The organism is Sphingomonas sp. GM_Shp_1, assembly GCF_026540895.1.
Taxonomy (GTDB): Bacteria; Pseudomonadota; Alphaproteobacteria; order Sphingomonadales; family Sphingomonadaceae; genus Sphingomonas.
Map to the genome: position 1 here is coordinate 1 of NZ_JALNUR010000002.1, position 11601 is coordinate 11601.

The following is an 11601-nucleotide window of genomic DNA, read 5'->3' on the forward strand; positions in this document are numbered from 1 at the left end:
GCGCGCTGATCGCTTTGCTGGTCATCGGCGGGGTCGCGGCGGTGCTGGCGGCGTGGCGGCTGCCGCCCTTCGCGACCGATCGCCAGTCGACCGACAATGCCTATGTGCGCGGGCGGACCACCGTGATCGCGCCGCAGGTCAGCGGCTATGTCACCGCCGTGCTGGTCAAGGATTTCGAGACGGTCCGCGCCGGACAGCCCCTCGTCCGCATCGACGACCGCATCTATCGCCAGCGCGTCGATCAGGCGACCGCGCAGGTCGAGGCGCAGGCGGCGACGCTGGCGAACAGCCGACAGGCCGCCGCCTCGCGCACCGCCAGCCTCGCCGCGCAGGACGCCGCCGTCGCCAATGCCGAGGCGCAATTGATGCGGGCGCGGGCCGACATGGCGCGGGTCGACGACCTGGTCACCGACGGATCGGTGTCCTTACGCGAACGCGACCAGACGTTGGCCACACTGCGTCAGGCGCAGGCCGCGCTCCGCCAGGCCCAGGCCGCGCGCGAGATCGCCCGGCAGGATATCCGCACCGTCCAAGTCGGGCGCGGCGGCCAGCAGGCGGGCGTCTCGGGCGCGGAGGCCGCACGGCGGCTGGCGCAGATCGACCTCGCCAACACCGTCATCCGCGCGCCGGAGGATGGTCGCTTGTCCGAAGTCGGCGTGCGGCTTGGCCAATATGTGACGGCGGGATCGCAGTTGATGTTCCTGGTGCCGCCCGAAACCTGGGTCATCGCCAATTTCAAGGAAGCCCAGACCGCACGCATGGCCGTGGGCCAGCCCGCCAGCTTCACCGTTGACGGGCTGAACAATGCCCGGCTGAAGGGCCATGTCGAGCGGATCTCCCCCGCCGCCGGTTCGGAATTCGCGGTGCTCAAGTCCGACAACGCCACCGGCAACTTCACCAAGGTGCCGCAGCGTATCGCAGTGCGCATCCGCGTCGATCCGGGCCAGCCGCTCAGCCAGCGCCTGCGCCCCGGCATGTCGGTACAGGCCAGCGTCGACACCTCGGGCGGGCCGAGCGTGCGATGAGGCGCGGCATCGCCCTTCCCCTCGCCGCCGCGCTGCTATTGTCGGGGTGCATCGGCCCGCGTCCGGAGCGCCCCGCCGATACCGCCGTGGTGCCGCCCCCCGCCTGGCGCACCTCGCTGGGCCCGGGCAGCCCGATCGCCGCCGACTGGTGGCAGGCCTTCGGCGACCCACAACTGACCGCGCTGGTCGCACGCGGGCTGGCGGACAGCCCCGATCTGGGCAGCGCCGCCGCGCGGGTGGAGGAGGCGCGTGCCCAGGAACGGCTCGCCCGCGCGCAACTGTCGCCGAACGTCACGGCGGGCCTGCCGCTGACCGAGGGGCGCACGGTCACCGCCTTCGGCACCGGGCTCGACCAGTTCGGGTCGCAGCCGGTCGTGCAGGCCAGCTATGACTTCGACCTGTTCGGCCGGTTGCGCAACGCCCGCGCCGCCGCGCGCGCGCAATTGCTGGCGACCGAGGCGGCGCGCGACACCGTCCGCCTCGCCATCGCCGCCGGGGTGGCGAGCGGCTATGTCACCTTGCGCGCGCTCGACCACCGGCTGCACATCGCCGAGGAGACGCTGGCCGCACGCGCCGACGCGCTGCGCATCGCGCGGCGGCGGGCGACGACGGGCTATACCTCGAACCTGGAACTGCGGCAGGCGGAGGGTGAATATCGCGCGACCGAACAACTGGTCGCCGCCGCCCGGCTGGCGGTGACGCGGCAGGAAAACGCGCTCAGCGTCCTTGTCGGCGGCACGCCCGGCCCGATCCCGCGCGGGTTGCCCATTGACCGGCTGGTCCGTCCCGCCATCCCCGACGGCCTGCCCGCCGACCTGCTGCGCCGCCGACCCGATCTGTTCCAGGCGGAACAGGCACTGGTCGCCGCCGACCGATCGCTCGACAGCGCGCGCGCGGCGATGCTGCCCAGCCTGGGGCTGACCGGTTCGGCGGGCGTGGTGCTGTCGAGTGCGCTGGCCGATCCGATCACCATCTTCTCGATCGGGGGCAGCGTGCTCGCGCCCATTTTCGACGCGGGGCGACTGCGTGCCCAGGCCGATGCCAGCGTGGCGCGGCGCGATCAGGCCGCCTATGCCTATCGCCGCACCGCGCTGACCGCCTTTCGCGAGGTGGACGACAGCCTCGCCTCGGTCCGGCGCTCGGGCGAGCAGGCGGTGGCGCTCGCCGGGCAGCGCGCGGCGCAGGCGGACGCCCTGCGGATCGCCTCCAACCGGTACCGCGCGGGCTATTCCTCGTATCTCGAACAGCTCGATGCGCAGCGCGGGCTGCTCTCCGCCGAACTGGCGCTGGCGGAGGCGCAGGCCAATCAACTGACCGCCTATATCAGCCTCTATCAGGCGATGGGCGGCGGCTGGTCCCCCGATGCGATCCGGGCCACCGCGCGATAGGTCGCAGCGCAAGGTACGATCGCCGCAATCGCTTTCAGAGACGAACAGGAATCATGGAACGCGAGGACGCTCCGCGCGCTAAGGCCAGCGAACCGATTCACCATTGGGAGCACCGTGATGGGCGTGAATGTGATCTACAAGACCAAGGCCACCGCGACGGGCGGCCGTGACGGCGCGGCGCGGTCCGAGGACGGCTCGGTCGACGTCAAGCTGGTGGTTCCGAAAGAAATGGGCGGACCGGGCGGCGACGGCGCCAATCCGGAAAAGCTGTTCGCCGCCGGTTACTCCGCCTGTTTCCTGGGCGCGATGAAGGCGGTGTCGGGCAAGGAAGGGGTGAAGGTGCCGCAGGACGCGACCGTTACCGCCGAGGTCGGCTTCGGCCCGCGTGAGGAAGGCGGCTATGGCATCACCGTCGACCTGCTGGTCGACCTGCCCGGCGTCGATCGCGCGGATGGGGAACGCCTGATGCATGCCGCGCATCAGGTCTGCCCCTATTCCAACGCGACCCGTAATAATGTGGATGTCGGCCTGACGCTCGCCTGAGGCCCCGCCATTCCCTATCCAGAGCCCCCCGCCCGTCACACAGGCGGGGGGCTTTGCCGTTCCGAAGGACCCTGATGATGACCCGCCCCACCGGCACCGAAAGCTTCGCGCTCAACCAGACGATGCTGCGCATCCGCGATCCCCAGCCTTCGCTCGCCTTCTACCAGGAGGTGATGGGCATGACGCTGCTCCAGAAGCTGGACTTCGAGGAGATGCGCTTCTCGCTCTACTTCCTCGCCTATCTCGGCGAGGGAGAGGCGATCCCCGAAGACCCGGCCGAGCGCGCCCGCTTCATCTTCAATCGCGAGACCACGCTGGAGCTCACCCATAATTGGGGCACCGAGTCGGACCCGGACTTCAAGGGCTATCATGACGGCAATAGCGAGCCGCGCGGTTTCGGCCATATCGGGATCAGCGTCGCCAACGTGGCGGAGGCCTGTGCGCGGTTCGAGACGCTGGGCGTGCCCTTCAAGAAGCGGCCCCAGGACGGCAAGATGAAGGACATCGCCTTCATCACCGATCCCGACGGCTATTGGATCGAAATCCTGTCGGCGGGCGGCATGGCGGACAGCATCAGCGCCGGCGGCTGACCCGGATCACAGCGCTGCGCGCGGCTGGTCGCGCAGCGTCATCCGCTCGATCAGCGGACGCAGCGAGGTCAGCCATTGCCGCACCCCCTCGCGCGTCTGCTCGCTCAGGCTGAGCAGCGCCAGGCGCCGGTCGGTCGGATGCGGCGCGCTTTCGAACATGCCCAGCGACACCAGCATATTGATCCAGCGAACCGCCGTGGTGCGCGGCACGCCCGATGCGCGGTAGCAGGCGCTGGTTTCCACCGGTCGTCCCGCCTCTTCCTCCAGGAAGACGAAGAGCAGCATGTCGAATGCCGGATCGGCGAACAGGCTGGCGTCGAAAAATCGGCCGATCCCCTCACGCGCGGAACGGACCACCCGGCCGATATCCGCCGGGGCTATCCGCGCCTCGTTCTCGCTGCGCACCAGCGATTCGACCAGGGCCAGTTCGTCGCGTATCCGACGAAGCCGGTCATCGATCCCCGTCGGTTCGGCGTCCACCCCTGCATCGTAGTGGTCATCCATGACCTCCACTCTCCGACCCATTTTTCGCACCCCATCGTCCGAGATCGTGCGGCTCTACGACATATGGACCGGTATTCCGGTTCCGCTGCGTCGCCGCAATTCACCAAATCAACCTGATGACGGCAAAATTAGAGTAGGTTAACCAAAAACTTAACCTTCCGATCCGAAAACGCTCCCGAAATGGACTATTATTCGCGGCGAGAGATCGGCGGGGATCAGAAGAAGAGTTTGCGGATCGACAAGCGGACGGTGCGACCGAGCGGATCGAGATAGCCGGGCTGATAACCGATCGGAACCGTGCCCGCGCCGTCGGTCACCCGCTGCCGCTGGTTGAACAGATTGTCGACCGACAGGCTGATCCGCGTTCCCCGGACCCAGGGATGCGCGCGGACCAGGTCCAGCCGCTGCCCCAGATCGGCGAACAGGCGGAAATCGACCGTCGCCAGACTGCTGAAATCGAGCGCCTGCGGATTGGCGGGGGTGCCGCCATTGACCCGCGTCGCGCTCTGCCAATTGCCCGAGAAGCGCACGCCGATGCCATTGTTGGAATAGCCCGCCTGCGCCTCGACCTGATGGCGCGAGGTGCCGCCGCTCGACCCGATCGCATCGCCGCGCAGCAGGTCGAGCACGGGGCCGCCGTCCGCCACGGTCACCCGATCGGTGAAGGTCCATGTGTGGTAGAGCGCGAACTGCATCCGCCCGCCGCCGCCGCCACGACCACCGCCGAAGCCGCCGCCCCGGAAACCGCCGCCGCCCGGACCACCGGGGCCGCCCGGCCCGCCCTGTGGCCCCGGACCGTCCGGCCCGCCGGGGCCACCCGGTGCCGCGTTGGCCGTCCTGGGTGCGCCGCCGGGCGCGCCCGGGCCTTCGCCACGTGGCCCCTCGCCCCCCGGCCCTTCGCCGCGCGGGCCCCGCCCGCCGGGGAAGCTCATCCCGGCAAAGGGATTGGGGCCGGTACCGGCGCGGAACGCCTCCAGTTCCTTCTGGATCTTCGACTTGATGGGGCGCGAAAAATTGATGCCCCAGCGCAGTTGCGAACGCTCGGTCCGGGCGAAGTTGATCGGGCGGGAATCGACGCGCAGCAGATTGCCCGAGGCGTCGCGCGAGAAGCGGTCCGGGAACGCCGCCTCGATCGCCGCGGTCGGCGTCGGGAAGGAGGCGATCGGATCGTCGGTGTCGATGCGGTAGTAATTGGCGGTCAGGTTGATGTCCCGCTCGCGCCACGGCTTCAGGGTCAGGCCCAGCTTCATGACATGGCGGTTGTCCGCGACCAGCGCCGGATTGCCGCCGGTCACCGCCGTGATCGTCGCGGTCGTGCCGCTGACATAGTCGAACAGGCGGACATTGGGCGTGGTGATCGTCGGATTGCCCAGTTGCTGCGCGGTGGGGGCATCCTCCTGATCGGTCCAGGAGGCGATGAAGCGCACGCCCTCCAGCGGATTCCAGTTCGCTCCGTAACCGACCGTGGTCAGCGTGCCGAAGTCCGACAGATGGTCCGCGCCGACATTGAGGTTCAGCGACAGGTTGCCGATCGCCCCCAGCACCTGGCGGTCACGATTGGCGATCGGCAGGTCCAGATTGACCTGGCCGTTGACGATGTCGCGCGACACGTCCCCGGTCTGGACCAGCCCGAACCGGGTCGAGCGGCTGGAGAAATCGGTCGTCTGCCCGCCCAGCTTGACGCTGGCCTGCACATCGCCCGCCGGCAGCGCGAAGACGCGACCGTTGAGCAGCGCGTCGACTTCGCCCGATGACGAGGTCGACCGCGCGAAATTGCGCGCGGCCAGCCCCAGCCCGCTCAGCGGACCATAGGGATTGGCGGTCGGATCGCCCGCATTCAGCCGTGCCTGCAAATCGGTCACGTCCAGCCCGGTATCGGTCGCCACCCGGCTCTCGGCCCGGTCATAGGCCCCGGTCAGCGACCAGCGCCACTTGCCGATATCGCCGTTGAACGCGGTGCCCAGATGCGCGGTCAGCCCGGTGTTGTTCTGCACGAGCGGGCCATAGGCATCGCTGAGCCGCGCGACCGTCGCGCTGGTCGTAAAGGGCGAATAGGGATTGCCCGCAGGAACCACCAGATTGGCCGAGGGCAGGCCGTTCCAGCTATTACTCTGCGTCGTCTGCACCTCGGCATTGAACGAGGCGGACACCTTGTCGAAGATGTTGCGCGCATAGACGATATTGGCGTCCCATTGCCGCTGCGCCGATTGCAGCGTGCGATAGGGGGTGACGTCGGTGCTGGTCGCCGGGCTGCCTGCCAGTTGGGCGAGGCCGGGCGCGGCGGTCAGGCCGGTGGGCAGCCCGACCACGCTGGGGCTGGTGCCGGTCAGCGCCGCGAGGCCCGGATCGGCGGTAACGATATTGCCGCCCAGCGAGGCGTTGGACGAGGGCGCGACGATCCCCCGCTCCGCCTCGGTCAGGCGCGAGGTTTCGGAATAGTCGGTGTGGATGCTCAGCCGCGTGTCGCGCCGAATCTGCAACTGGTCGAGCCGAAGCTGACCCATCGCCGAGCCCCCTTGCGTCGGCACCTTGCCGATCGCCTCGACCGCCAGCGAGCGGAAGCGTGGGCGCAGGACGAAATTGACCACCTTCTGATCGGCGCGATAGCCGTATTTCAGCGCGACTTCCTCAGGAAGGATGTCGACACGCAGGATCGCCTCGGTCGGCAGGTCGCGGATTTCCTGAAAGCCCGCGATGCGGCGACCGTTGAGCAGGATCACCGGCGATCCGCCACGCCCGCTGGTCGTCTGCGGCGCGAGTTCGGTCAGCAGGTCCGCGACGCTCGACACGCCATAGCTGCGGATATCGGCGGGGCCGAGTTGCTGGTCGGGCGGGATATCGCCGGGCACCTTGCCGGGTTCGCGGCGGGCGGTGACGACGACATCGCCTTCCTCCGCGCCCTCATCCTCCGCGTCCGGGTCGGAATGGGTGGGAGCGGCAGTGGAGGGAGCGGCGGGCGTCTGCTGCGGCGGGGCGGCGGCGGTCGCCGGAGCCGCAGCCGCGCCATCGGTGCCGGCGGGCGTTTGCGGCGCGGCCGGGGACGTGGTCGTCACCTGCGCCTGCGCGATCGCCGGCATCGCACTCGCCAGCATCAAACCCGCCCATAGCCGCATCGATCGTCCCTCTTCCCACTCTTCGGGTTTCGGGCGTTAGGACGCAAATGTCGCACAAATGTGCCGCGCGGGACGACATTTGTCGCGGGAATGCGGGATGACGGTCATTCCTCCCCTGTCAGGGGAGGAAAAGCTCAGCCCGCGAACGCCTTTTCGATCACATAGGCGCCCGGCTGCGCGTTCGAGCCTTCGGGGAAGCCCATTTCCTCGAACTTGGCGCCCAGCGACTTGATCATCTCCATGCTGCCGCACATCATGATCCGGTCGGTTTCCGGGTTGAAGCCATGCGCGCTGGGGAGCCCGGCGAACAAGCGGCCATCGTCGATCAGCGCGTCGATCCGGCCCGAGGTGTGGAAGGGCTCGCGCGTGACGGTCGGGACATAGTGGAACTTCTCCGCCGCGACATCGCCGACCAGGGGATCGTCGGCCAGCTTGCCCGCCAGCTCGTCATGGAAGGCCAGGTCGCTGACCCGGCGGACCGAGTGGACGATGATCACCTCGTCGAACATGTCGTAGATATCAGGATCGCGCGCGACCGACAGGAAGGGCGCCAGGCCCGTGCCCGTCGACAGCATGAATAGCCGCTTGCCGGGCAGCAGCGCGTCGGCGACCAGCGTACCGGTGGGCTTGCGGCCGAGATAGATCTGGTCGCCCGGCTGCACCTTTTGCAGCTTGCTGGTCAGCGGGCCGTCCTGGACCTTGATCGACAGAAAATCGAGCTTCTCGTCATAGGCCGGGCTCGCCACCGAATAGGCGCGGAGCAGCGGCTTGCCGTTGTCGCCCTGGAGGCCGATCATCACGAACTCGCCCGAACGAAAGCGGAAGCTGTCGGGGCGCGAGACCGAGAAGGAGAAGAGATGCTCGTTCCAGTGATGGACGCTCTGAACCGTCTCGACGCTCAGCGCGGTGGTCGGGGTCAGTTCGGGCAGGGCAGTATCGGTCGACAAACCTCAAAACTCCTTTGCGCCCCATGCCCGTCGATCGTTCGACGGGGCGGGCGGATACGTCATGTGCGAATGAATCGGGTGGCCCTTACCAAGAATAGCGCAGGCTGCCTACAAAGGTCCGCCATGCCCCATAATAGCAGCCGTTGTTGAAGAAGGGGCCGGTGACGGGCCGCGTAGCGAACCCGTCGGACCGGAAGGCCGCCCTCCGGCGGGGCGGTCCGGCCATGGGCGCCGTGCGAAGGCGATGCATAAATTTTCCCTCTGCTATTGATAGTGACTCTCAAATACTGCTAAGGGCCTGCCCGTGAATTGACAAGGGGTAAGCGCGGGTGGCGTCACGCCAAGCCATTGACGAACGGGCCGGACAGGCTTCGCGGCGCACCCGCACCCGGTGGCTTGCCGGGGCGGCGATGGCGTGGCGCTGGTTCACCGCGATCGTCGGCGGTTATGGATTCGCGGTGGCCGCCGCGATGCTGACCGCGCGGATACTCCCCGCCCCCGACACGATGGCGCGAATCGAGGTGACGGGCTGGCCGATGCTCTTGTCCTTCCTGGTCTATGCCGGGATCGGATTATGGGCCCTGCACGAGATTCGCCTGAGGCGGGTCGGCGCGGTGGTCTGGGGCGGCGGGATCGTCATGGCGGGCCTGATCTGGTGGCTGGGCACGCGGGCATGAGCGAGGCGACGATGTCCGGCCAGCGCGGCTGGCGACAGACGATGGCCTGGGCGCATGGCTGGCTGGGCCTGATCGCCGGGTGGATCCTGTTCACCATGTTCCTGACCGGCACTTCGGCCTATTTCCGGCCCGAGATCACCCAATGGATGCAGCCGGAGATCCGCCCCGCCACGGCCTCGACCGGACAGGCGGCGCAGTCGGCGGTGCGCCATCTGTCGCGGATCGGCCCGGACGACCTGCAATGGTATATCTATCTGCCCGATGGCCGGACGACCGCGACCCGCGCCTTCCGCATCCCGGCCAAGCCCGATCGCACACGGCGCGGTGGCGAGTTGGACCTCGATCCGGTCAGCGGTGCCCCCCTGACCGCACGCGAGACGCGCGGGGGCGAGCATTTCTATCGCTTCCATTTCCAGCTTCAACTGCCCTACCCCTGGGGCCGCTGGCTCGCCGGGCTGTGCGCGATGGCGATGCTGGGCGCGATCGTCTCGGGCGTGATCACCCATAAGCGTATCTTTGCCGACTTCTTCACGCTGCGCTGGAACAAGGGGCAGCGGAGCTGGCTGGACGCGCACAATGTCACCGCCGTGCTCGGCCTGCCCTATCACGCGATGATCACCTATACCGGGCTCATCACGCTGGTCACCATGTACATGCCGTGGCCGGTCCTGATGAACTATGCCAAGCCCGCCCAGTTTCTGGAGGTCGCATACGGCACGCCGGCGGAGGTCGCCGCCAGCGGCGTGCGCCGTCCGCTGGTCGCGATCGCGCCGCTGGTCCGCGATGCCGAGCGGCGGATGGGCGGACAGGCGACGCGGATCATCGTGCAGAATCCGGGCGATAGCGCGGCGCGCGTGACTGTCGCGCAGGGATCGCGCGGCGCGATCAGCGCGCGGACGCCCACCGTCACCTATGACGGCGCGACCGGTCGTTTCGTCGCCCAGACCGGCAAGGTCGCCTCGGCGATCGGGACGGCGGGCGTGCTGCTCGGCCTGCATCTGGCGAGCTTTGCCGGACCCGCGCTGCGCTGGGCCTATTTCGTCATGGGGCTGACCGGCACGGCGATGGTGGGCACCGGCCTGCTGCTCTGGACCGCCAAGCGGCGCAAGCCCGGCGCGGCCCCCTTTTTCGGGCTCAAGCTGGCCGAGCGGCTCAACATCGCGGTCATCGCGGCCTTCCCCAGCGGCATGGCGGCCTATCTGCTCGCCAACCGGCTGATCCCCGCCGGGATGGAGGGGCGCGCCGAGATGGAAGTGTCCGCGATGTTCTGGACCTGGGGCCTGCTCGCGCTCGCCCAGCTCGGCCTGCCCGCGCGCCGTGCCTGGACGGCCCTGTTCGTCGTCGCCGCCGCCCTGTGGAGCGCGATTCCGATCGTCAACGCGCTGACCACGTCGCGCTGGCTGGTCCCCGCGCTTCTCGATGGCGATCATCTGTTCGTCGCCTTCGACCTCGCCTGCCTCGCCATCGGGATCGGCTTCGCCGTCGCCGCGCGGGTCAGTGCGCGTCCCGCCGCCCGTACGCCCACCCGGACCCGCCGTACCCTGGAGCCCGCCCATGCTTGATACGATCGCGCTTTGCTTTGTCGGTTTCTGGCTGCTCGCCGCTGGCTCTTATCGCCATGCCAAGGATGCGGGCACGCTGCACGATGCCCGGTTGCGGGGTGGATTGAAGCTGTTGGGCACGGCGGTGCTGCTGCTGGCGTTGTCGGGTTGCGGGACGCAGATCACCGGCGAGCGGATCGTGCGACTGCTGGGCGCGGCGTCGATCGCCGGGATCGCGCTCAACCTGATCCTGTCGGTGCGCGCGGGCGCGGCCTTCGCCCCCTTGCGCGCGGTCAATCGGCTTGCGGGTCGAACACGGACCAGCCGGTCCGCTGCACCAGCCGTTCGAGCGCCAGCGTACCAAGCTGCGAATTCCCGCGCGCGTTGAGGCCGGGCGACCAGACGGCGATCGAGGCGCGGCCGGGCACGATCGCCAATATGCCGCCGCCCACCCCCGACTTGCCCGGCAGGCCGACGCGGAAGGCGAACTCCCCCGACCCGTCATAATGGCCGCAGCTCATCATCAGCGCATTGATCCGCCGCGCCCGCTGCGGTGACACGACCGAGCGCCCCGTCCCCGGATGGAGGCCCCGCGCCATCAGGTACCGCCCCGCCAGCGCCAATTGCCGACAGTTCATGGCCAGCGCGCAAAAGTGGAAATAGACGCCCAGCACCCGCTCGACCGGATGGTGGAGATTGCCGAAGGCGCGCATATAATGCGCCAGCGCGTGGTTGCGGTGCCCCGTCTCCATCTCGGCCTGCGCGACGGCGGCGTCGATGACGATGTCCTCCTCCCCCGCCAGCGCCCGGACGAAGCGCAGCATCTCCCCGATCGCCTCGCGCGGTTCGTATCCGCCGAGCAGCATGTCCGCGACCACGATCGCGCCCGCATTGATGAAGGGATTGCGCGGGATGCCGCTTTCGGTTTCCAGTTGGACGATCGAGTTGAACGCGGTCCCCGACGGCTCGCGCCCCACGCGTCGCCATAGCTGGTCGCCGACCGCGCCCAGCGCCAGGGTGAGGGCGAAGACCTTGGAAATGCTCTGGATCGAGAAGCTCTCCTCCGCATCGCCCGCCAGATGGCATTGCCCGTCCGCCTCGACGATGGCGATGCCGAAGCGGCGCGGGTCGATGCCCGCCAGCGCCGGAATATAGTCCGCCGGTTTGCCCCGGTCGGGCGCGTCCGCCATTTCGGCGGCGATATCGGCGACGATCGCGGACAGGTCCATGGTCCCGTCGTGCCGTGGGACGTTCCCTTTGTCGAGCGCCGCGA

Annotated in this window: 11 protein-coding genes; 7 read left to right on the plus strand and 4 right to left on the minus strand. The window is 68.7% G+C overall.

Annotated features, from left to right (window positions below; translation table 11 throughout):
• From OXQ33_RS01210 to gloA, 4 genes are all read left to right on the plus strand, one after another.
• The coding region (locus tag OXQ33_RS01210) for an HlyD family secretion protein (protein WP_267432731.1) at positions 1–1025 on the plus strand (1025 nt) is incomplete at its 5' end.
• Positions 1022–2413 carry an efflux transporter outer membrane subunit gene (locus tag OXQ33_RS01215; protein WP_267432732.1) on the plus strand — a complete coding sequence of 464 codons (1392 nt, stop codon included), beginning with the start codon at positions 1022–1024 and terminating at the stop codon, positions 2411–2413. The genes OXQ33_RS01210 and OXQ33_RS01215, both read left to right, overlap by 4 nt.
• Before the next feature lie 117 nt (positions 2414–2530).
• Complete coding sequence (locus OXQ33_RS01220; RefSeq protein ID WP_267432734.1) at positions 2531–2956, plus strand: organic hydroperoxide resistance protein; 426 nt, start codon at positions 2531–2533, stop codon at positions 2954–2956.
• A 77-nt stretch (positions 2957–3033) separates the two neighbouring features.
• Positions 3034–3546 (plus strand): lactoylglutathione lyase, encoded by a 513-nt coding sequence (gloA, locus tag OXQ33_RS01225; RefSeq protein WP_346015332.1) that lies wholly within the window; start codon positions 3034–3036, stop codon positions 3544–3546.
• Positions 3547–3552: 6 nt separating this feature from the next.
• On the opposite strand, the gene OXQ33_RS01230 is transcribed toward gloA, so the two are convergent.
• The 3 genes from OXQ33_RS01230 to OXQ33_RS01240 all read right to left on the minus strand — a co-directional run bounded on the left by OXQ33_RS01230 (position 3553) and on the right by OXQ33_RS01240 (position 8110).
• On the minus strand, positions 3553–4050 hold the full coding sequence (locus OXQ33_RS01230; protein WP_267432736.1) for a hypothetical protein: 498 nt from the start codon (positions 4048–4050) through the stop codon (positions 3553–3555).
• A gap of 215 nt (positions 4051–4265) precedes the next feature.
• Positions 4266–7163 carry a TonB-dependent receptor gene (locus OXQ33_RS01235; protein ID WP_267432737.1) on the minus strand — a complete coding sequence of 966 codons (2898 nt, stop codon included), beginning with the start codon at positions 7161–7163 and terminating at the stop codon, positions 4266–4268.
• Between the two features lie 134 nt (positions 7164–7297).
• On the minus strand, positions 7298–8110 hold the full coding sequence (locus tag OXQ33_RS01240; RefSeq protein WP_267432738.1) for a ferredoxin--NADP reductase: 813 nt from the start codon (positions 8108–8110) through the stop codon (positions 7298–7300).
• 329 nt (positions 8111–8439) lie between these two features.
• Between OXQ33_RS01240 and OXQ33_RS01245 the strand changes: the two genes are divergently transcribed.
• The 3 genes from OXQ33_RS01245 to OXQ33_RS01255 are packed head-to-tail and all read left to right on the plus strand — an operon-like array spanning position 8440 to position 10716.
• Entirely contained in the window at positions 8440–8787 is a 348-nt protein-coding gene (locus OXQ33_RS01245) for a hypothetical protein (protein ID WP_267432739.1), read from the plus strand.
• Positions 8784–10349, plus strand: coding sequence for a PepSY-associated TM helix domain-containing protein (locus tag OXQ33_RS01250; RefSeq protein WP_267432740.1), 1566 nt, complete (start codon positions 8784–8786; stop codon positions 10347–10349). Before OXQ33_RS01245 ends, OXQ33_RS01250 begins: the two co-directional genes overlap by 4 nt.
• The gene (locus OXQ33_RS01255) at positions 10342–10716 is read left to right on the plus strand and encodes a DUF3325 family protein (protein ID WP_267432741.1); all 375 of its coding nucleotides are present in this window, start codon (positions 10342–10344) and stop codon (positions 10714–10716) included. The genes OXQ33_RS01250 and OXQ33_RS01255 overlap by 8 nt, the downstream gene beginning before the upstream one ends.
• Here the strand turns inward: OXQ33_RS01255 and OXQ33_RS01260 are convergent.
• Positions 10622–11557, minus strand: coding sequence for a glutaminase (locus OXQ33_RS01260; RefSeq protein ID WP_267432742.1), 936 nt, complete (start codon positions 11555–11557; stop codon positions 10622–10624). The two genes, OXQ33_RS01255 and OXQ33_RS01260, sit on opposite strands and share 95 nt — an antisense overlap.
• Positions 11558–11601: the final 44 nt, after the last annotated feature.

What these genes read in the sequence shown, in the direction of transcription:
- gloA (WP_346015332.1), top strand. Translation starts at nt 3,034, where the DNA reads ATGACCCGCCCCACCGGCACCGAAAGCTTCGCGCTCAACCAGACGATG.
- OXQ33_RS01220 (WP_267432734.1), top strand. Translation starts at nt 2,531, where the DNA reads ATGGGCGTGAATGTGATCTACAAGACCAAGGCCACCGCGACGGGCGGC.
- OXQ33_RS01255 (WP_267432741.1), top strand. Translation starts at nt 10,342, where the DNA reads ATGCTTGATACGATCGCGCTTTGCTTTGTCGGTTTCTGGCTGCTCGCC.
- OXQ33_RS01250 (WP_267432740.1), top strand. Translation starts at nt 8,784, where the DNA reads ATGAGCGAGGCGACGATGTCCGGCCAGCGCGGCTGGCGACAGACGATG.
- OXQ33_RS01235 (WP_267432737.1), bottom strand. Translation starts at nt 7,163, where the DNA reads ATGCGGCTATGGGCGGGTTTGATGCTGGCGAGTGCGATGCCGGCGATC.
- OXQ33_RS01230 (WP_267432736.1), bottom strand. Translation starts at nt 4,050, where the DNA reads ATGGATGACCACTACGATGCAGGGGTGGACGCCGAACCGACGGGGATC.
- OXQ33_RS01215 (WP_267432732.1), top strand. Translation starts at nt 1,022, where the DNA reads ATGAGGCGCGGCATCGCCCTTCCCCTCGCCGCCGCGCTGCTATTGTCG.
- OXQ33_RS01260 (WP_267432742.1), bottom strand. Translation starts at nt 11,557, where the DNA reads ATGGACCTGTCCGCGATCGTCGCCGATATCGCCGCCGAAATGGCGGAC.